Annotated in this window: 19 protein-coding genes and 1 tRNA gene; 17 read left to right on the plus strand and 3 right to left on the minus strand. The window is 64.5% G+C overall.

Annotated features, from left to right (window positions below):
* Window positions 1–13: 13 nt before the first annotated feature.
* The 9 genes from ACZ92H_RS10335 (at window position 14) to ACZ92H_RS10375 (ending at window position 10947) form a co-directional block, all read left to right on the plus strand.
* Window positions 14–1636, plus strand: a complete 1623-nt coding sequence (locus ACZ92H_RS10335) for a carboxyl transferase domain-containing protein (protein ID WP_465049265.1) — start codon at window positions 14–16, stop codon at window positions 1634–1636.
* Window positions 1637–1657: 21 nt separating this feature from the next.
* Entirely contained in the window at window positions 1658–2446 is a 789-nt protein-coding gene (locus ACZ92H_RS10340; RefSeq protein WP_131375029.1) for an enoyl-CoA hydratase/isomerase family protein, read from the plus strand.
* A gap of 45 nt (window positions 2447–2491) precedes the next feature.
* On the plus strand, window positions 2492–3820 hold the full coding sequence (gene bioA, locus ACZ92H_RS10345) for an adenosylmethionine--8-amino-7-oxononanoate transaminase (protein ID WP_465049266.1): 1329 nt from the start codon (window positions 2492–2494) through the stop codon (window positions 3818–3820).
* Between the two features lies 1 nt (window position 3821).
* Window positions 3822–5018, plus strand: a complete 1197-nt coding sequence (bioF, locus tag ACZ92H_RS10350) for an 8-amino-7-oxononanoate synthase (protein WP_465049267.1) — start codon at window positions 3822–3824, stop codon at window positions 5016–5018.
* On the plus strand, window positions 5008–5799 hold the full coding sequence (gene bioD / locus ACZ92H_RS10355) for a dethiobiotin synthase (protein WP_465049268.1): 792 nt from the start codon (window positions 5008–5010) through the stop codon (window positions 5797–5799). The genes bioF and bioD overlap by 11 nt, the downstream gene beginning before the upstream one ends.
* A 46-nt stretch (window positions 5800–5845) precedes the next feature.
* Window positions 5846–6892, plus strand: coding sequence for a biotin synthase BioB (gene bioB / locus ACZ92H_RS10360; RefSeq protein WP_465049269.1), 1047 nt, complete (start codon window positions 5846–5848; stop codon window positions 6890–6892).
* 158 nt (window positions 6893–7050) lie between these two features.
* Window positions 7051–9078 carry an acetyl/propionyl/methylcrotonyl-CoA carboxylase subunit alpha gene (locus ACZ92H_RS10365; protein WP_465049270.1) on the plus strand — a complete coding sequence of 676 codons (2028 nt, stop codon included), beginning with the start codon at window positions 7051–7053 and terminating at the stop codon, window positions 9076–9078.
* A gap of 11 nt (window positions 9079–9089) precedes the next feature.
* Window positions 9090–10022 (plus strand): 2-hydroxyacid dehydrogenase, encoded by a 933-nt coding sequence (locus tag ACZ92H_RS10370; protein WP_131375013.1) that lies wholly within the window; start codon window positions 9090–9092, stop codon window positions 10020–10022.
* Between the two features lies 1 nt (window position 10023).
* Window positions 10024–10947, plus strand: a complete 924-nt coding sequence (locus tag ACZ92H_RS10375; RefSeq protein WP_465049271.1) for a hydroxymethylglutaryl-CoA lyase — start codon at window positions 10024–10026, stop codon at window positions 10945–10947.
* Window positions 10948–11106: 159 nt separating this feature from the next.
* On the opposite strand, the gene ACZ92H_RS10380 is transcribed toward ACZ92H_RS10375, so the two are convergent.
* A tRNA-Pro gene (locus ACZ92H_RS10380) sits at window positions 11107–11183 on the minus strand.
* Window positions 11184–11349: 166 nt separating this feature from the next.
* Between ACZ92H_RS10380 and ACZ92H_RS10385 the strand changes: the two genes are divergently transcribed.
* A complete protein-coding gene (locus ACZ92H_RS10385) occupies window positions 11350–11991 on the plus strand; it encodes a hypothetical protein (RefSeq protein ID WP_465049273.1) in 642 nt (213 codons plus the stop codon).
* Between the two features lie 40 nt (window positions 11992–12031).
* Here ACZ92H_RS10385 and rsmI read toward each other — a convergent pair whose 3' ends face one another.
* Window positions 12032–12940, minus strand: a complete 909-nt coding sequence (rsmI, locus tag ACZ92H_RS10390; protein ID WP_131375007.1) for a 16S rRNA (cytidine(1402)-2'-O)-methyltransferase — start codon at window positions 12938–12940, stop codon at window positions 12032–12034.
* A 195-nt stretch (window positions 12941–13135) separates the two neighbouring features.
* Here rsmI and ACZ92H_RS10395 point away from each other — a divergent pair, with 195 nt between their 5' ends.
* The 7 genes from ACZ92H_RS10395 to ACZ92H_RS10425 all read left to right on the plus strand — a co-directional run bounded on the left by ACZ92H_RS10395 (window position 13136) and on the right by ACZ92H_RS10425 (window position 18019).
* Window positions 13136–14317 (plus strand): penicillin-binding protein activator, encoded by a 1182-nt coding sequence (locus ACZ92H_RS10395; protein WP_465049274.1) that lies wholly within the window; start codon window positions 13136–13138, stop codon window positions 14315–14317.
* Window positions 14318–14326: 9 nt separating this feature from the next.
* Complete coding sequence (locus tag ACZ92H_RS10400; protein ID WP_465049275.1) at window positions 14327–14686, plus strand: YraN family protein; 360 nt, start codon at window positions 14327–14329, stop codon at window positions 14684–14686.
* A gap of 57 nt (window positions 14687–14743) precedes the next feature.
* On the plus strand, window positions 14744–15340 hold the full coding sequence (locus ACZ92H_RS10405) for a phosphoheptose isomerase (RefSeq protein WP_034752465.1): 597 nt from the start codon (window positions 14744–14746) through the stop codon (window positions 15338–15340).
* Entirely contained in the window at window positions 15333–16019 is a 687-nt protein-coding gene (locus ACZ92H_RS10410; protein ID WP_131375001.1) for a BON domain-containing protein, read from the plus strand. Before ACZ92H_RS10405 ends, ACZ92H_RS10410 begins: the two co-directional genes overlap by 8 nt.
* Window positions 16020–16112: 93 nt before the next feature.
* Window positions 16113–16634: a TlpA disulfide reductase family protein gene (locus ACZ92H_RS10415; RefSeq protein WP_131374999.1), complete on the plus strand. Its 522-nt coding sequence runs from the start codon at window positions 16113–16115 to the stop codon at window positions 16632–16634.
* A gap of 102 nt (window positions 16635–16736) precedes the next feature.
* The gene (locus ACZ92H_RS10420) at window positions 16737–17327 is read left to right on the plus strand and encodes a sigma-70 family RNA polymerase sigma factor (protein WP_465049278.1); all 591 of its coding nucleotides are present in this window, start codon (window positions 16737–16739) and stop codon (window positions 17325–17327) included.
* Window positions 17324–18019, plus strand: a complete 696-nt coding sequence (locus ACZ92H_RS10425) for an anti-sigma factor (protein WP_131374995.1) — start codon at window positions 17324–17326, stop codon at window positions 18017–18019. The genes ACZ92H_RS10420 and ACZ92H_RS10425 overlap by 4 nt, the downstream gene beginning before the upstream one ends.
* Window positions 18020–18158: 139 nt before the next feature.
* Here ACZ92H_RS10425 and ACZ92H_RS10430 read toward each other — a convergent pair whose 3' ends face one another.
* Window positions 18159–18581 carry a PaaI family thioesterase gene (locus ACZ92H_RS10430; protein WP_131374992.1) on the minus strand — a complete coding sequence of 141 codons (423 nt, stop codon included), beginning with the start codon at window positions 18579–18581 and terminating at the stop codon, window positions 18159–18161.
* Window positions 18582–18613: the final 32 nt, after the last annotated feature.

The following is an 18613-nucleotide window of genomic DNA, read 5'->3' on the forward strand; positions in this document are numbered from 1 at the left end:
AAAAGGAACCGCAATGCCGCACATCGAAAGCAAACTCAATCCGCGCAGTGAAGATTTCAAGGCCAATGCCGCGGCCATGCAAGCCATCGTCGACGATCTGCGCGACAAGGTGGCAAAAATCGCGGCCGGCGGCGGCGAAGCTGCCTGCGCCAAGCACGTCGCGCGGGGAAAACTGCTGCCGCGCGACAGGGTGCAGATGCTGCTCGATCCCGGCACGCCCTTCCTCGAGTTTTCCCAGATGGCGGCCTACGCCATGTACCAGGACGCCAAGGGCGTTGACGCGGCGCCCGCCGCCGGCATCATCACCGGTATCGGCCGGGTCTCCGGCCAGGAATGCGTAATCGTCTGTAATGACGCCACCGTCAAGGGCGGCACGTACTACCCGATGACGGTGAAAAAGCACTTGCGCGCCCAGGAAATCGCCGACCAGAACAACCTGCCCTGCATTTACCTGGTCGATTCGGGCGGCGCCAACCTGCCGAACCAGGACGACGTCTTCCCCGACCGCGACCATTTCGGCCGCATCTTCTACAACCAGGCGAACCTGTCGGCCAAGGGCATCCCGCAAATCGCCGTGGTGATGGGTTCTTGCACGGCCGGCGGCGCCTACGTGCCGGCCATGAGCGACGAATCGATCATCGTCAAGGAACAGGGCACGATTTTCCTCGGCGGCCCGCCGCTGGTGAAAGCGGCCACCGGCGAAGTGGTGATGGCCGAAGACCTGGGCGGTGGCGACGTGCACACGCGTTTGTCCGGCGTGGTCGACCACCTGGCGCAGAACGACCTGCACGCCCTGTCGCTGGCGCGCACCATCGTCTCGAACCTGAACCGCAAAAAACCGCAGCAGATGGACTTGCGCGCATCCGTCGAACCGAAATACCCGACGCAGGAACTGTATGGCGTGATCCCCGTCGATACGCGCAAGCCGTTCGACGTGCGGGAGGTGATCGCGCGCATCGTCGACGGCAGCGATTTCGACGAATTCAAGGCGCGCTACGGCACCACCCTGATCTGCGGCTTCGCGCACATCTATGGCGTCAAGGTGGGCATTATCGCCAACAACGGCATTTTGTTCTCCGAATCGGCCTTGAAAGGCACGCATTTCATCGAGTTGTGCTGCCAGCGCAAGATCCCGCTCGTGTTCCTGCAAAATATCACCGGCTTCATGGTGGGCCGCAAATACGAAAACGAGGGCATCGCCCGCAATGGCGCCAAGATGGTCACGGCCGTGGCCACGGCCGCCGTGCCGAAATTCACGGTGATCATCGGCGGCAGCTTCGGCGCCGGCAACTACGGCATGTGCGGCCGCGCGTTTTCACCCCGCTTCATGTGGATGTGGCCCAATGCGCGCATCTCCGTCATGGGCGGCGACCAGGCCGCGTCCGTGCTGGCCACCGTCAAGCGCGACGGCATCGAAGGCAAGGGCGGGCAGTGGAGCGCCGACGAAGAAGCCGCCTTCAAGCAGCCGATCAAGGAGCAGTACGAACACCAGGGCCACCCGTATTACGCCACCGCGCGCCTGTGGGACGACGGCGTGATCGACCCGGCCGACACCCGCATGGTGCTGGGCCTGGGCCTGTCGGCCGCCTTGAACGCGGAAATCCCGGACACGAAGTTCGGCGTATTCCGCATGTAAGCGGAAAAGGGAGAAAAGACAATGGAATTTGAAACCCTGAAGCTGGTCATCGAGGGCAATGTCGCCACCGTGACCCTGAACCGCCCCGACGTGCGCAATGCCTTCAACGAGACGACGATCGCCGAACTGGCGCGCGCCTTCGAAGGCCTGGGCCGCAGCGACATGGTGCGCGCCATCGTGCTGGCGGCCAATGGCGCCGCCTTTTGCGCCGGCGCGGACTTGAACTGGATGAAGAAGATGGCAGGCTACACGCATGCCGAAAACCAGGCCGACGCGCTGCAGCTGGCGCAGATGCTGCGCACCATCTACCTGTGCCCAAAGCCCGTGGTGGCGAAGATCCAGGGCGACTGTTATGCGGGCGGCATGGGGCTTGTCGCCGCATGCGATATCATTCTGGCTGCGGAAGACGTGCATTTCTGCCTGAGCGAAGTGCGGCTGGGACTGATTCCCGCCACTATTTCACCGTATGTCATCAAGGCCATGGGCGAAAACGCGGCGCGCCGCTACTTCCTGACCGCCGAGCGCTTCTCCGCGCAAGAGGCGCTGCGCATCGGCTTTGCCCACGAGGTAGTCGAGGCAGACGCACTGGACGCGAAAACCGCCGAGGTGCTCAAAGCGCTGACGGGCAACAGCCCGCACGCCGTGGCGCAAGCGAAAACGCTGGTGCGCGAGATCGTTGGCCAACCCGTCGACGAGGCGCTGCTGCTGGACACGGCCGAGCGCATCGCGCAGATCCGCGCTTCGGAACAGGGCCGCGAAGGCGTGCAAGCGTTCCTCGACAAGCGCAAGCCGAGTTGGCTCATGGGCTAGTTAATGGTCTGAAGCGCATGGACTAAGAATATCATTGGAGCAGTTTTGAAAGCAGAGAAACAATCGGGCTGGGTCGAACGCAGTCTGCGCAGCGTGTGGCATCCGTGCACGCAAATGCAGCACCACGAGACGGTCCCATTGATCCCCGTCAGCCACGGCCGCGGCGCCTGGCTGTACGACCACGAAGGCCGACGCTACCTGGACGCCATCAGTTCCTGGTGGGTGAACCTGTTCGGCCATGCAAATCCGCGCATCAATGCGGAACTGAAGGACCAGCTGGACCGCCTGGAACACGCCATGCTGGCCGGCTTCACGCACGAACCCGTCATCGAGCTGTCGGAAAAGCTCTCCGCCCTGACCGGCGGCGTGCTTGGCCACAGCTTTTATGCGTCCGACGGCGCCTCGGCCGTGGAAATCGCCCTGAAAATGAGTTTTCATGCCTGGCGCAACAGCGGCAAGGGTGACAAACAGGAATTCGTCTGCCTGAAAGGCAGCTACCACGGCGAAACCATCGGCGCCCTGGCCGTCACGGACGTAGCCCTGTTCAAGGACGCCTACGGCCCGCTGCTGCGGGCAACGCAGACGGTGATGTCGCCCGACTCCCGCCAGGCGGCCGAGGGCGAAACAGCGCAGGATGTGGCGCGCCGCGCCGCCTGTGAAGTGGAACAGCTGTTCCAGCAGAAGGCCGACAAGATTGCCGCCATCATCATCGAACCGCTGGTGCAATGCGCCACCGGCATGGCCATGCACGATCCGCTGTACCTGTCGCTGGTGCGCGCCCTGTGCGACCGCTACCAGGTGCACTTGATCCTCGATGAAATCGCCGTCGGCTGCGGCCGCACGGGCACCTTCTTCGCGTGCGAACAGGCCGGCATCTGGCCCGACTTCGTCTGCCTGTCGAAAGGCATCAGCGGCGGCTACCTGCCCCTGTCCCTGGTGATGACGCGCGAAGACATCTATCAAGCCTTCTACAGCACCGACGTGCGCCGCGGTTTTTTGCATTCGCACTCGTACACGGGCAACCCGCTGGCCTGCCGCGCGGCGCTGGCGACGCTGGCCATCTTCGAGGAAGACGATGTGCTGGCCAGCAACCGCAAACGCGCCGCCAAGATCACGCAGGCGCTGGCGCCGCTGGCGCAGCATGACCAGGTACAAAACTTCAGGCAGCAGGGCATGATCTGGGCCTTCGATGCGGTGGACGCGGCGCCCGATTTCTCGCGCCGCTTCTTCAGCACGGCGCTGGAGCATGAACTGCTGATGCGCCCCATTGGTTCCACCGTCTACCTGATGCCGCCGTACATCCTCGACGATGAAGAAATCGCCGGCCTGGGCCAGCAGACGCTGGCCGTCTTCAACAGCGTGATGGGAGCCTGAGATGGAAATGCTCACGCGCCTGAAACAGCAGTTGCACGGACTGGAAGAGCGCAGCCTGATGCGCCGCCGCCGCACCGTCGACACGCCGTGCGCGCCGCGCCTGACGGTCGATGGCCGCGCCATGCTGGCCTTTTGCAGCAATGACTACCTGGGCCTGGCCGCGCATCCGCGCATCGTGGAAGCGCTGAAAGAGGGCGCCGACCTGTATGGCGCCGGCAGCGGCGCATCGCACCTGATCAGCGGCCATAGCCGCGCCCACGCCCAGCTGGAAGAGCGCCTGGCCAATTTCGTGGGCGCCAACCTGGAAGACGCGCGCGCCCTGTATTTCTGCACCGGCTACATGGCCAATCTGGCCGTGCTGACGGCCCTGTCGGCGGGCGACCCGGAGACCGAGATTTTTTCGGAAGCGCTGAACCACGCCTCGCTGATCGACGGCACGCGCCTGGCGCGCGTGACAACGCGCGTGTATCCGCACGCCGACCTCGACGCCCTGGCGGCCCTGCTGGCGGCCAGCACGGCGCAGACAAAAATCGTCGTCACCGACAGCGTCTTCAGCATGGATGGCGACCTGGCGCCGCTGCCCGCGCTGCTGGCCCTGTGCGAGCAGCACGGCGCCTGGCTGGTGGTCGACGACGCGCACGGCTTCGGCGCGCTGGGCGAGCACGGCCGGGGCGCATTGGAACACTTCGGCCTGCGTTCCCCATACCTCGTGTATGTGGGCACCTTGGGCAAGTCGGCCGGCGTGGGCGGCGCCTTTGTATGCGCGCACGAAGCCGTGATCGAAACGCTGATCCAGAAGGCGCGTCCCTACATCTTCACCACGGCGGCCGCGCCCGCGCTGGCGCATGCGCTGCTGGCCAGCCTGGACATCATCGCCGGTGACGAAGGAAAACAACGCCGGATACACCTGGCCGCACTGGTGGCGCAATGGAACGACGGCTTGCAGCTGCAGCGCTGGCAAGCCTTGCCCTCCTTGACCGCCATCCAGCCCGTCATCGTCGGCGAGAACGCGGAAATGATGGCCATCGCCGCCAGCCTGTACGAGCAGGGGCTGTGGGTCGGCGCCATCCGCCCGCCCACCGTGCCCGCGGGCACGGCGCGCCTGCGCGTGACCCTGTCGGCCGGCCATACGGCGCTGGAAGTGGCGCAATTGATCAACGCAGTCAACACCCTGGAAAGGACTCGCCATGAGCCTTGATGACCCTATCGTGGCGGAAGTGCTGGCGGACCTGGCGCCGGCCGTGCAGCCAGCGCCGGCCGCCACCGGCCTGCCATCGCACTTTGCCTGCTTCGTCACCGGCACCGACACGGAGATCGGCAAGACGCTGACGTCGTCGGCCCTGCTGCACGCGCTGGTCGCGCGCGGCGTGCGCGCCTGCGGCATGAAGCCGGTGGCCGCCGGCGCCGAAATGCGCGACGGCGAACTGCATAATGAAGACGCCGACAGCCTGATCGCCGCCGGCAATGTGACCATGCTGCGCAGCCTGACGACGCCCTACATGCTGAAGGAACCTGCCGCGCCGCACATCGCCGCCGCGCTCGAAGGCGTGAGCATCGAATCGGTGCCCATCCTGGCCGCCTACCTGGAAATTGCCGCCGCCTCGGACGCCGTGGTGGTGGAAGGCGTGGGCGGCTTCCGCGTGCCGCTGTCGCCGGGCTTCGACTCGGCCGACCTGGCGCAACAGCTCGACCTGCCCGTGATCCTCGTGGTCGGCATGCGCCTGGGCTGCATCAGCCAGGCCTTGCTGACGGTGGAGGCCGTCGAAGCGCGCGGCCTGACGGTGGTCGGCTGGGTCGCCAACACACTGGAAATGGAAATGCGCTTCCTCGATGAAAATATCGATGCGCTGATCGAGCGCATCCCGGCCCCGCTGCTGGGCAGGGTGCCGCGCCTGGCGCAGCCGAGCGCGGAAGCGGCGGCAGCCTATCTCGATTTCACCGGCCTGCCCAACTGGCCGGCGCAGCAGCCTAAGAATTAAACCAGACACTTAAACGTAGCCAAAAAATAGAAGCGAAGGAATCACCATGTCTTTAGTCCAAGAAGCAGCAAAAACCGTCGAACTGCACCGCCCTGCGGCGCGCATCACCCTGCCGGAAGCGGCCACCTGGCCCATCGACGATGTGCTGGCCCTGTTCGACCTGCCATTCAATGACCTGATGTTCAAGGCCCAGCAAACCCACCGCGTCAACTTCCCCGATGGCGACGTGGAACTGGCGACCCTGCTGTCGATCAAGACGGGCGGCTGCGAGGAAGACTGCGGCTACTGCCCGCAAGCTGCCCGCTACGACACGGGCGTGGAAGCGAAAAAAATCCTCGACATCGACACGGTGCTCGACGCGGCGCGCCAGGCGAAGGCCAACGGCGCCACGCGTTTCTGCATGGGCGCCGCCTGGCGCGGCCCGAAAGACCGCGACATGGACAAAGTGGAAGAAATGGTCAGCAAGGTAAAAGCGCTGGGCCTGGAAACCTGCGCCACCCTGGGCATGCTGGAAGAGGGCCAGGCCGACCGCCTGAAAAACGCCGGCCTCGATTTCTACAACCATAATCTGGACACCGCACCCGAGTTCTACGACAACGTCATCTCCACGCGCGAATACCAGGACCGCCTGGACACCCTTGGCCGCGTGCGCGAAGCGGGCTTGAAAGTGTGCTGCGGCGGCATCGTCGGCATGGGCGAGACGCGGCTGCAGCGCGCGGGCCTGATCGCCCAGCTGGCCAATTTGAATCCGTACCCGGAATCGGTGCCCGTGAACCACCTGGTGCAGGTGGAAGGCACGCCCCTGTTTGGCCTGGAAGCGCTGGACCCGTTCGAATTCGTGCGCACCATCGCCGTCGCCCGCATCACCATGCCGAAGGCGCGCGTGCGCCTGTCGGCGGGCCGCCGCCAGATGGGCGAAGCCGTGCAAGCCATGTGCTTCCTGGCCGGCGCCAATTCCATCTTCTACGGCGACAAGCTGCTCACCACCGACAACCCGGAAGCGGAAGACGACCGCGTCCTGTTGAACAAGCTGGGCCTGCAAACGCGCGGCGCCATGCTCGAATCGGTACAGAAAGAGAAGTGCGGCTGCTGATGACAGCCCTGTCGGGTTACGCCGTGCCGGCTAACCCGACCTACGCTATCCGGCATCACCATCCGTAGGTCGGCTTAGCGCGCAGCGCGTAAGCCGACAAGCCAGCAGAACAGGTCCATTAAGAGACAGCTGCCCCATTGAGAGAATAGAGAGAGACCATGTTCACTAAAATCCTGATCGCCAACCGCGGCGAAATCGCTTGCCGTGTCGCCGCCACCGCGCGCCGCATGGGCATCCAGACGGTCGCCGTGTATTCGGAAGCGGACGCCAACGCCAAGCACGTCGCCGTGTGCGACGAAGCGGTGCTGATCGGTCCCGCGCCGGCCAAGGAAAGCTATCTGTGCGGCGACAAGATCATCGCCGTAGCGCTGGCCACGGGCGCGCAGGCGATCCATCCCGGTTACGGCTTCCTGTCCGAGAACGCCGACTTCGCCGATGCTTGCCATGCGGCGGGACTGGTCTTCATCGGCCCGCCCGCATCCGCCATGCGCGCCATGGGATCGAAATCGGCCGCCAAGTCGCTGATGGAAAAGGCGAATGTACCGCTGGTGCCCGGCTACCACGGCGAGGAACAGGATGCGGACTTCTTGCACGGCCAGGCCGACAAGATCGGCTACCCCGTCCTGCTGAAAGCCTCGGCCGGCGGCGGCGGCAAGGGCATGCGCGTCATCGACAGCAGCGCCGACTTCAAGGCCGCGCTGGCCTCGTGCAAGCGCGAAGCGATCAGCTCCTTCGGCGACGACAAGGTGCTGGCCGAAAAATACCTGTCGCGTCCGCGGCATATCGAAATCCAGGTGTTTGCCGATACCCTGGGCAACTGCATTTATCTGTTCGAGCGCGATTGCTCGGTGCAGCGCCGTCATCAAAAGGTGCTGGAAGAAGCGCCGGCGCCGGGCATGCCGTCCGAGCGCCGCGCGGCCATGGGCGAGGCGGCCGTCGCCGCCGCCAAGGCCGTCGGCTACGTGGGCGCGGGCACGGTGGAATTCATCGCCAACCAGGATGGCTCGTTCTACTTCATGGAAATGAACACGCGCCTGCAGGTCGAGCATCCGGTGACGGAAATGATCACCGGCACCGACCTGGTGGAATGGCAGCTGCGCGTCGCCTTTGGCGAGCCGCTGCCGAAAAAACAGAACGAACTGACGATCCACGGCCACGCCATCGAGGCGCGCATCTATGCGGAAAATCCGGAGAAGGGTTTCCTGCCGTCGATCGGCACCCTGCGCCACATGCAGTCGCCACCGGCCGTGACGTTCGAACTGGGCGGCACGGGCGTTCCGGCGTCCGTGCGCATCGATTCGGGCGTGCGCGAAGGCGACGCCATTTCGCCGTTCTACGACCCGATGATCGCCAAGTTGATCGTCTGGGGCGCGGACCGCCGCGAAGCGCTGGCGCGCATGGCGCAGGCGCTGGCCGGCTACCAGATCGTCGGCCTGGCCAGCAATATCGCCTTTTTGAAACGCCTGGTCGAAGGCCAGGCATTTGCCAGCGCCGACCTCGATACGGGCCTCATCGAACGCAATCAAGATTCGCTGTTCCCCGCCCTGCAGGCCGCGCCCGACACGGCCCTGGCGCTGGCGTCCGTCGCCCTGCTGCTGGAAGAAAAAGCGGCCGCCGAAGCGCAATCGGCCCACCGCGCCGACCCGTGGGGCAATGCCCTGGGCTGGCGCCTGAACAGCACCCTGGAACGCAGCCTGGCGTTTGCCGACGAATTCACGCAGGCTGGCGGCAACCAGGCCTATGCCGCGCGCATCGCCTATCAAAACGATGGCTGGCTGTTCAACGGCCAGCCCTTGAGCCTGACGTCGCGCGCCGGCCAGGAACTGCACATCAAGCTGGGCGAGCGGGCCGTGCATGGCACCGTGCTGCGCGACGGCGAGCAGTTCCATGTGTTCAGCGATGGCTTGCACTACACCTTGCACTACAGCGACCCGATGGCCCACGCAGGCGAGACGGAAGCGGAAGGCGGACGCCTGACGGCGCCGATGCCGGGCAAGGTCGTCGCCGTGCTGGTGAACAAGGGCCAGGATGTTAAAAAAGGCGAACCGCTGGTCATCATGGAAGCGATGAAGATGGAGCACACGATCGCCGCGCCGCACGACGGCCTGGTGGAAGACGTGCTGTATGCCGTCGGCGACCAGGTGGCCGATGGCGCGCCGCTGCTGGCCTTCAAGGCAGCCGCATAGGGGCAGCCACGATGCGCATCCTTTTACAACGCGCGGATGGCAAGGAGGCGGCATGGATCAGCGACTTCCGCGACTTGCTGCCCGAAGCCGAGATCCACTTCTGGCGCGAAGGCGAGGCAGTTGCGCCTTGCGACTACGCCGTCGTCTGGCAGCCGCCCGCCGCCATGCTGCCGGCGCTGGCCAGTATGAAAGCCATCTTCAACACGGGCGCCGGCGTCGACGCGCTCTTGAAATTCGGCGAGGCGCTGCCCGGCCACGTGCCGCTGGTGCGCCTCGATGACGCGGGCATGGGCGTGCAGATGGCCGAGTATGTAAGCCACGCCGTGCTACGCCATTTCCGCCGTTTCGATGATTACGAGGCGCAGGCGCGCGCCGGCATCTGGCAGCCGCTGCCCGCGTTCGATAAGGCGGATTTCCCCGTCGGCGTGCTGGGCATGGGCGTGCTGGGCACGCGCGTGCTCGAAGCGCTGGCGCAGTTCGAGTTTCCGCTGCGGGGCTGGAGCCGCAGCCAGAAACACATCGACGGCGTGCAGTGCCATGCCGGCGAAGAGGGACTCGAAGCATTTTTGCGTGGCACGCGCGTGCTGGTGTGCATGCTGCCGCTCACGCCGGACACGCACAACCTGCTCGACCGCGCGCGCCTGTCCATGCTGCTGCCGGGCGCCTATATCATCAACGTGGCGCGCGGCGCGCATCTGGCCGAGCCGGACTTGCTGACCCTGATACGCTCCGGGCATATCGCCGGCGCGACGCTCGACGTGTTCCGCAACGAGCCGCTGCCGCAGCAGCACCCGTTCTGGCAGGAGCCGCGCATCACCATCACGCCGCATATTTCAGCGGCCACCCTGCGCCGCGAAAGCGTGGCGCAGATCGCCGCCAAGATGCGCCGCCTGCACGCCGGAGTAGCTGTCGCCGGCATCGTCAACCGTTTGCAAGGATATTGAAATGAACGCTCAAGCCAATTTGCCGAAACAGGTCAAGATCGTCGAAGTGGGCCCGCGCGACGGCCTGCAAAACGAGAAGGAAACCATCAGCGCAGCCGTCAAGATCGAACTGGTCGACCGCCTGACACAGGCGGGCTTCGCCAATATCGAGGCGGCGTCCTTCGTCTCGCCGAAATGGGTGCCGCAGATGGCCACCAGCGCGGAAGTGATGGAGAAAATCGCGCGCCGCCCCGGCACGCTATATTCCGCGCTGACGCCGAACATGCAGGGCTTCGACGCGGCGCTGGCGGCGAAGGCCGATGAAGTGGTGATCTTCGGCTCCGCCTCCGAGGCCTTCTCGCAAAAGAACATCAACTGCTCGATCGCCGAATCGATCGCCCGCTTCGAAAGCGTGGCGAAGGCGGCCAAGGAACACGGCCTGCGCCTGCGCGGCAGCATCAGCTGCGCCTTCGGCTGTCCCTACCAGGGCGACGTGCCGCTCGACGCCGTGGCCGACGTGGTGGGCCGCATGCGCGACCTGGGCTGCGACGAGATCGACATCGCCGACACCATCGGCGTGGCCACGCCGCGCAAAACGCAGGCGGTGATGGAACGCGCGATTGCGGCCTTCCATGTGGGCGGCCTGTCCGGCCACTTCCACGACACCTATGGCCAGGCGCTGGCGAACATCTACGCCAGTTTGGAAACGGGCATCGCCATCTATCACTCGTCCGTCTCGGGCCTGGGCGGCTGCCCGTACGCCAAGGGCGCCACCGGCAACGTGGCCACCGAGGACGTGCTGTACATGATGCAGGGATTGGGGATTGCCACCGGCATCGACCTGGACCTGGTGGTGGACGCGGGGCAGTTCATCTCGCAGCAGCTGGGGCGCAAGGGTTCCAGCCGCGCCGGCAATGCCATCGCGGCGAAACGCGCCGCTGTTTGAGGTAGGTCGGATTAGCGCGCAAGCGCGTAATCCGACGCCACCAGGGACATGGCCAACAATGTTGTCGGCTTACGCGCTTTGCGCTAACCCGACCTACGCCAGCCGTACCGACGAAAAAAAACCCAAGAGTCGAAACTCTTGGGTTTTTTTCTACAAATTTGGTCGGAGTACAAGGATTCGAACCTTGGACCCCCTGGTCCCAAACCAGGTGCGCTACCGGGCTGCGCCACACTCCGAAGACCAAGATAATACAGGCCGTATCCACTTCGGTCAAGGGTCAGGTGAAACTCTGTGTAAATTATTTACGCGCGGCACAGAGGCGCATGTATTTTTCAACCTGCTGGAAGTATGCGACACTAGGTTTGCAAGTTTTCCCGATCAGACATGAAGGCGACGACGGCAATGGATTTCAGTATCGACAAAGGTGGCGGCGGCCGGTCCATGCCGGACGGCCGCGGCATCGCGCTGGGCATCGCCGTGTCCCTGCTGCTGCATGGCGCATTGATCTACCTGTGGCGCCATGTCCAGCCGCCAGCCCTGCCGCCCGGCGAGGCCAAGGTGGAGTCGATCGCCGTGTGGATACGCCCGCTGGCGGCCAAGCCCCCTGCGCCACCTGCCGAAGTCGTCCAGCCGAAGCGCGAGCCCAAGCCCATCAGCAAGCCGAAACTGGCCACGCGCCGGGAAACGCCGGCGGCGGCCATGGCGCCGGCATCCAGCCCGCAAGCCATCACGGTCGTACCGGCCTCACCGGCCACGTCGGCGGCCAGTGCCGATACCTTCAGGCAAGAGACCCCGGAGACGCCGAGATTCGACATGGAAGCGGCCAGGAGGACGGCGCGCAAGATGGCGGGCGAGCGCGATCCGTCCAAGGTGGGCACGGCCGTGGGACAGATCCCCGACAAGCCGCTGCAAACGGAAACCCAGCTGGCGCGCGATATCGCCCAGGGCAAACGCGGCGACTGCCGCACCGCCTATGCGGGGGCGGGCTTGCTGGCGCCCGTGTTGATGTTGCTGGACAAGAAGGACAGTGGCTGCAAGTGGTAAGTATCGAAGACGCGTCACCACAGGATATGCAGCAAGGGGCCTATTCCTGACCCTTCAACTGCAGCGCCCGCTCATACAGGGCATTTTTCTTGCGGCCCGTGATCTGCGCCGTCAGATTCGCCGCCTGCTTGACGCTGCATTCGGCCAGCAGGATGTTCAGGATGCGTTCCGCTTCCACGTCTTCCGCATCCTGCGCTTGCGTGGCGCCTTCCAGCAGGACGACGAATTCGCCCTTTTCCCGATGTGCGTCGGCGCGTATCCAGCTTTCCGCCTCGGACAGGGGGCAGCGGTGGATTTCCTCGAACATTTTCGTCAGTTCGCGCGCGAACACCACCTGGCGCGTCGGCTCGAACGCTTCGGCCAGGGCCGTGGCGCAATCGAGGATGCGGTGCGGCGCTTCATAAAACACCATCGTGGCCGTCACGCCGCGCAGGCTGTGCAGCATGTTTTCGCGCTGCTTGGCCTTGGCCGGCAGGAAGCCGACAAAGTAAAACTGGTCGTTTAACAGGCCGCTGGCGGAAATGGCCGTGATGGCCGCCGACGGGCCGGGCAGGGGCAGCACGCGCAGGCCGGCCGCGCGCACGGCGTCGACGATGCGCGCGCCGGGGTCCGAGACGGCGGGCGTGCCCGCATCGGAAACGAGGGCGATGCGCTCGCCGGCGTGCAGGCGGGCGATCAGGGTTTCCGCCACTTCCCGTTCATTATGTTGATGCGCCGCAATCAATGGCTTGTTCAGGCCAAAGCGCGTCAGCAGGTGTGCCGTGTTGCGCGTATCTTCACAGGCGACGGCATCGGCAAGACTCAGCAAATGCAGCGCGCGCAGGCTGATATCGGTCACATTCCCGATCGGCGTGGCCACTATATACAATGTTGCGATAGGATAGACCTGGTGCGCCGCCTCTGTCATGATGGGCAGGCTGGCGATGGAACTGATTTCTTGTACGGTCATTTTGGAGGTTAAATGCTTGCTAATAGTGTGAAGTTACTGCTTGTTTGTGCCGCGACCGGCATGCTGAGCGCTTGCAGCACGCCTTGCGACGCGCCCGGGCAATTGTGCGCGCCTATTGAATCTAACACAAGGCCGCTACCACCTCCGAAGCCACTGCCGCCTCCCGTGCCGCCGAAACCGCCTGCGCCGGAACCTGTGACCTTTGCCGTCGCCGTGCCCGATATTACCTCGTACGACGAGAATGGCGCGCCGCTGGCCCCCGTCAAGGGCAAGCCGGCCACCGGCACGGCGCAGGACATGCCGGCCGCCACGGCGCCGGCGCCCGCCGATGGCAATCTTCACCACATCGGCCTGCTGCTGCCGCTACGCTCGGCGTCCCTGGGCCCGGCCGCCGAATTGCTGCGCGCCGGCTTCATGGCCGCCTACGAACGCGACCGCAGCGGCTTTGAAGTGACGGTGATCGACACGGGCGATGGCAGCAGCGACGTCCTGAACAAATTTGCGCAAGCCCAGGAAGAGCAGGACATCGTCGTGGGGCCTTTGTCGCGCTCGGCCGTCACGGCCGTGGCCAACAGCGACCTGGTACGCAAGCCGACGATCGCCCTGAACCATCCGGACAACCGCGGCGAAGCGCGCCTGCCGGAAAAAATGCTCGTCATGGGCCTGTCGATCGAGGCGGAAGCGCGCCAGGTCGCCGCCTGGGCCGCCAGCGAACAGCCGGGCGCCAGCGCATTGATCCTGTCTGCCGGCTCGCCGTCGCAGCGCCGCACCAGCGCCGCCTTCAAGCAGGAATGGCTGCGCCAGGGCGGCAAGGTCGAGACGATGGACTTGACGGCCACGAATGGCTACCTGAGCGACGCCGAGCTGGTGCAGCTGCGCGCGCGCCTGGCCAATACCCCGCCCGGCCTGCTGTTTGCCGCGCTCGACGCCGACCAGGCGCGCCAGCTGCGCGTGGCCATCGGCAGCGACTTGCCCCTGTATGGCACCTCCTCATTGAATCCCGGCGCCGGGCGTGGCGCCAGCGGTCCTGAACTGGACGGCGTACGCCTGCTGGACTTGCCGTGGCAGGTGCAGCGCGACCATCCGCAAGTGATGGTGTATCCGCAGCCGCCGCAACCGGCCGACGCCCGCCTGACGGCCGACCTGGAACGCCTGTATGCGCTGGGCATCGACGCCTTCCGCGTGGCGCGCGAAGTGGCGTTGCGGCCCAACGCGCCATTCACGCTCGACGGCGTGACGGGCCGCCTGGCCGTGCGCTTCGAAGATGGCCAAAGCGTTTTCGAACGCACGGAACAAGCCGCCACCTACCAGCAGGGCGCGCTGGGCACCTGGCCGCCGGCCGCGCCCACGCCCGTCGCCTTGCCGCAGGCGCAATAAGGACACGCCATGCGGCCGCCCGCCGTGCCAACGAAGCAGGAACGGGGGCGTCAGGCGGAAGACGCTGCGCTGGCCTATCTGCTGCTGCAAGGCCTGGTACTGTTGCAACGTAATTACCTGTGCCGCGGCGGCGAACTCGATCTGATCATGCGCGATGGCGCCGGCATCGTCTTCGTGGAAGTGCGGCTGCGCTCGGGCACGGCCTTCGGTGGCGCCCTGGCCAGCATCACGCCGGCCAAGCAGCGGCGCATGGTGGTGGCCGCGCAAACCTGGCTGCTGGGCCAAAAGCGCCTGCCGGCCTGCCGCTTCGACGCCCTGTGTATCGACGGCGGGCATATCAGCTGGCTGAAAAACATCCTGGATATGTAAGCATTTTTAACAGTGCTTGTTCGCCATGCCGCGCGCCTGCACTATAATCGGCAGACTATGAATAATCAACGCATCCTCTCGCACTTCCACGAAAGTGCCGAACTCAAGATCCAGGCCGCTACCGTACTGGCGCAACCCATTGCGCAGGCGATCGACCTGATGTTTTATGCATTGTCCAACGGCAACAAAATCCTGGCGTGCGGCAACGGCGGTTCCGCCGCCGACTGCCAGCATTTTGCCGCCGAGCTGGTGGGGCGCTTCGAGCGCGAGCGCTTTCCGCTGCCGGCCCTGGCGCTGACGACGGATACCTCGATCCTGACGGCCGTGGCGAATGACTACAGCTACCGCGAGATCTTCTCGAAACAGGTGCAGGCCTTCGGCCAGGCCGGCGACATCCTGCTGGCCATTTCCACCTCGGGCAATTCGGCCAACGTAATGGCCGCCGTGGAAGCGGCGCTCGAGCGCGAAATGCGCGTCGTCGCGCTGACGGGCAAGGATGGCGGCGCCATCGGCAAGATGCTGACGGACGCCGACGTGCACATCTGCGTGCCGGCAGAACGCACGGCACGCATCCAGGAAGTGCACCTGACCACCATACATTGCATCTGCGACGGCATCGATGTCGCCCTATTCGGAGGAGACGTGAATGACTAAATTCGGTACTGGCCCAGGCTGGAAACGCGTACAACGCCCATTGGCCACCGCCCTCCTGTGCGGTGCCATGCTCACCTCGCTCACCGGCTGCATCGAATTGATGGTCGGCGGCGCGGTGATGGGCGGCGTCGCCGCGGCGGACCGCCGCACCCTGGGCGCCCAGACCGAAGACAAGTCGATCGCCCTGAAAGGCGAATCACGCATCCCCTCCATCGTCGGCGACATCGGCCATGTGAACGTCACCAGCTTCAACCGCCGCGTCCTGCTGACGGGCGAAGTGCGCGACGAGGCGATGAAAAATGCCGTCGAGCGCGAAGTGCGCAATATCGAAGGCGTGGAATCGGTGGCGAATGAACTGATCATCGCCGGCCCTGCCAGCTACACCTCGCGCTCGAACGATGCGCTGATCACGGCCAAGGTCAAGGCCAGCCTGGTGGACATGAAAACCATCTCGGCCGCCTCGTTCAAGGTGGTCACGGAAAACGGCACCGTCTTCCTGATGGGCCGCGTGACCCAGCGCGAAGGCACGGTCGCCTCCGACGTGGCGCGCGGCGTGAGCGGCGTGCAGAAAGTGGTCAAGCTGTTCGACTACATCTCGGAAGCGGAACTGAAGCAATTGCAGCCGGACCCGCCGCAGCAGCGCACCACCAGCACCGTCAGCGACACGGTCCAGCAGTAAGCACCTACGCCATCCGGCCTAGGGCACGCCGACGATGCGGCGGCTATAATAGTCATATCGTGGCCGCATCGCCCCGCTTTTCAAGTGAAAACCATGTCAACTTCGCCATCCGCCAGCAAGTCCTGGGTCAAGCCAGCCCTCATCGCCGTCTTCGTGGCGGGCGTGGCAGCGGCCGCGTATCTGTCGCTGAATGACAAGCAAAGCGCGCCGGACGTGACCTTCCACGGCATCCATGGCGAGAAAATCACTGCGGCGAGCTTGCGCGGCAAGGTGGTGATGGTCAATTTCTGGGCCACCTCGTGCACCACGTGCGTGGCGGAAATGCCGGAAATGGTCGACACCTATAACAAGTACAAGGGGCAGGGACTGGAATTCGTGGCCGTGGCCATGAAGTACGATCCGGCCAACTACGTGCTGAACTTTGCCGAAACGCGCCAGCTGCCCTTCAAGGTGGCGCTCGACGTGACGGGCGAAGCGGCCAAGGCCTACGGCGACGTGGCCCTGACGCCCACCACCTTCGTGCTCGACAAGCAGGGCAAGATCCTCAAGCGCTATGTGGGCAAGCCCGAATTTGCAGAACTGCACAAATTGCTCGAAACTGCCATCGCCGGTTAATCGCACGGCAATGCCGCACGCGACAAAACCTTGTTGCTAAAGATTGCAAAGTTGTTATAACCTTCCCATTCGTGAATCCCATTCACCTTGTGAAGGCCAGCCGTGTCCCTAGCCGCTCAACCGCTCGACCCGCAGCAACTCAAAACCTGGCTGCTTGCCACCGGGAACAAGGACGCCACGGCGTTCCGCCAGCTATATAACTCCACATCATCGAAACTGTTTGGCTTCGCGCTGCGTATATTGCATAAGCAAGAGCTTGCTGAAGAAGCCTTGCAAGAGGGTTTCGTCGCCATCTGGAACAACGCCGCCTCCTACCAGAGCCATCTGGCGGCGCCGATGACCTGGATGGCCACCATCGTGCGCAACAAGGCGTTCGATGTGCTGCGGCGTAGCGACGACACAGTGGAAATCGATGCCGAACAGTTTGATAGCGAAGTCATGAATGCACTCCGAGACCCCCAGGCCACGCCGATCGAATCGCTGCAGATGAGCGGTGATGCCAAGGCGCTGGCATTTTGCATGTCGGCCCTGGAAGGGCTGCACCGGCAGGTGGTTGCCCTGGCGTATTACCATGATCTGTCGCACAGTGAAGTGGCAGAGCAGATGTCGCTACCGATCGGCACCGTGAAGACCTGGATACGCCGCAGCCTGGAGAAGCTGCGCACGTGTCTGGCGAAACGGGAGGCATCATGAATATCCGTGGCAATGACACCCTGCGCCAGAAACTGGCTTCCGAATACGTGCTGGGCACCCTGAAAGGGGGCGCGCGGCGGCGTTTCGAAGGCTGGCTGCACAACGATGCCGACTTGCGCAATATCACGGCCGAGTGGCGCCAGCGCCTGGAGCCGATGGCCGAATTCGCCACGCCCGTGGCGCCGCCCAAGCGCGTGTGGAAACAGATCGAGCAGCGCCTGCACCTGGCGCCGCAAGGCGGCTGGGCGTTGTGGCGCGATTCGCTGTCGTTCTGGCGTTCGCTGGGCATGGCTTCGAGCGCCATCGCCGCCCTGCTGGTCATCGTCGTGGCCACGCGCCTGCTGGATGCGCCGCAGATCAGCTATGTGGCCAGCCTGACGGACGAGAAAGCGCAAACGGCCCTGCTGCTGACGGCCGACAGCCGCCACGGCGCCCTCGACGTGCGCATGGTGGGCAACGCGCCCGTGCCTGCCGACCGCGACCTGGAACTGTGGGCCGTGCCGAAGAGCGGCAATCCCCGTTCGCTCGGCTTGCTGGCCGACAAGGGCAGCGTCAAACTGGCCCTCTCCGAGCGCGCCATCGGCAGCGACGTGGCCCTCTTGGCCGTCACCCTGGAACCGAAAGGCGGTTCGCCCGATCCGAACGGACCGACGGGACCGATTCTCTACAAGGGTAATTGGGTGAAAATATGACAACGCCTGACCAAACCTGCTGCGCGTTGGTATAGGCGGCCTGCGATGCGCACCGTACCAGCAGTACGGTCGCGCTTCTTAGCCGCCTCTCCCTTCCTCTCGCTACTGTTCTGTCAGACGTTGATACGTTATCAATAACTTACTTCGGATACAGAATCATCTGCGTGCAGCGGAACAGGGCAATCGTCTTGCCCGTTTCCTTGCTTTTCACCACGGCATCCCACACTTGCGTGTTGCGGCCCTTGTGCTCGACTTTCGCCGTACAGGTGAGCGTGCCTTCGCGGGCCGTGCCCAGGTGGTTCGATTTCAACTCGATGGTGGTGAAGTTGGTGGCGCCTTCGGGCAGGTTGACGATGCAGCCATAGCCGGAAGCCGTGTCGGCCAGGGTCACGACGCTGCCTGCGTGCAGATAGCCGTTCGGCGCCAGCAAGTGCGGCAGCACGGGCAATTCCGCCGTCAGCTGGCCATCGCCCACTTGCGTGATGACGATGCCCAGGTGGCCGGGCAGGCGGCCGGTGCCGCGTTCATTCAACATTGCTACGGTGATCTCGGGATTGCTCATGGTCTCTGCTTTTCCTTGTTGTCGTGAGGATG

The organism is Janthinobacterium foliorum, from assembly GCF_978021625.1.

What these genes read in the sequence shown, in the direction of transcription:
- ACZ92H_RS10335 (WP_465049265.1), top strand. Translation starts at nt 14, where the DNA reads ATGCCGCACATCGAAAGCAAACTCAATCCGCGCAGTGAAGATTTCAAG.
- ACZ92H_RS10340 (WP_131375029.1), top strand. Translation starts at nt 1,658, where the DNA reads ATGGAATTTGAAACCCTGAAGCTGGTCATCGAGGGCAATGTCGCCACC.
- bioF (WP_465049267.1), top strand. Translation starts at nt 3,822, where the DNA reads ATGGAAATGCTCACGCGCCTGAAACAGCAGTTGCACGGACTGGAAGAG.
- bioD (WP_465049268.1), top strand. Translation starts at nt 5,008, where the DNA reads ATGAGCCTTGATGACCCTATCGTGGCGGAAGTGCTGGCGGACCTGGCG.
- bioB (WP_465049269.1), top strand. Translation starts at nt 5,846, where the DNA reads ATGTCTTTAGTCCAAGAAGCAGCAAAAACCGTCGAACTGCACCGCCCT.
- ACZ92H_RS10365 (WP_465049270.1), top strand. Translation starts at nt 7,051, where the DNA reads ATGTTCACTAAAATCCTGATCGCCAACCGCGGCGAAATCGCTTGCCGT.
- ACZ92H_RS10370 (WP_131375013.1), top strand. Translation starts at nt 9,090, where the DNA reads ATGCGCATCCTTTTACAACGCGCGGATGGCAAGGAGGCGGCATGGATC.
- ACZ92H_RS10375 (WP_465049271.1), top strand. Translation starts at nt 10,024, where the DNA reads ATGAACGCTCAAGCCAATTTGCCGAAACAGGTCAAGATCGTCGAAGTG.
- ACZ92H_RS10385 (WP_465049273.1), top strand. Translation starts at nt 11,350, where the DNA reads ATGGATTTCAGTATCGACAAAGGTGGCGGCGGCCGGTCCATGCCGGAC.
- rsmI (WP_131375007.1), bottom strand. Translation starts at nt 12,940, where the DNA reads ATGACCGTACAAGAAATCAGTTCCATCGCCAGCCTGCCCATCATGACA.
- ACZ92H_RS10400 (WP_465049275.1), top strand. Translation starts at nt 14,327, where the DNA reads ATGCGGCCGCCCGCCGTGCCAACGAAGCAGGAACGGGGGCGTCAGGCG.
- ACZ92H_RS10405 (WP_034752465.1), top strand. Translation starts at nt 14,744, where the DNA reads ATGAATAATCAACGCATCCTCTCGCACTTCCACGAAAGTGCCGAACTC.
- ACZ92H_RS10410 (WP_131375001.1), top strand. Translation starts at nt 15,333, where the DNA reads ATGACTAAATTCGGTACTGGCCCAGGCTGGAAACGCGTACAACGCCCA.
- ACZ92H_RS10415 (WP_131374999.1), top strand. Translation starts at nt 16,113, where the DNA reads ATGTCAACTTCGCCATCCGCCAGCAAGTCCTGGGTCAAGCCAGCCCTC.
- ACZ92H_RS10425 (WP_131374995.1), top strand. Translation starts at nt 17,324, where the DNA reads ATGAATATCCGTGGCAATGACACCCTGCGCCAGAAACTGGCTTCCGAA.
- ACZ92H_RS10430 (WP_131374992.1), bottom strand. Translation starts at nt 18,581, where the DNA reads ATGAGCAATCCCGAGATCACCGTAGCAATGTTGAATGAACGCGGCACC.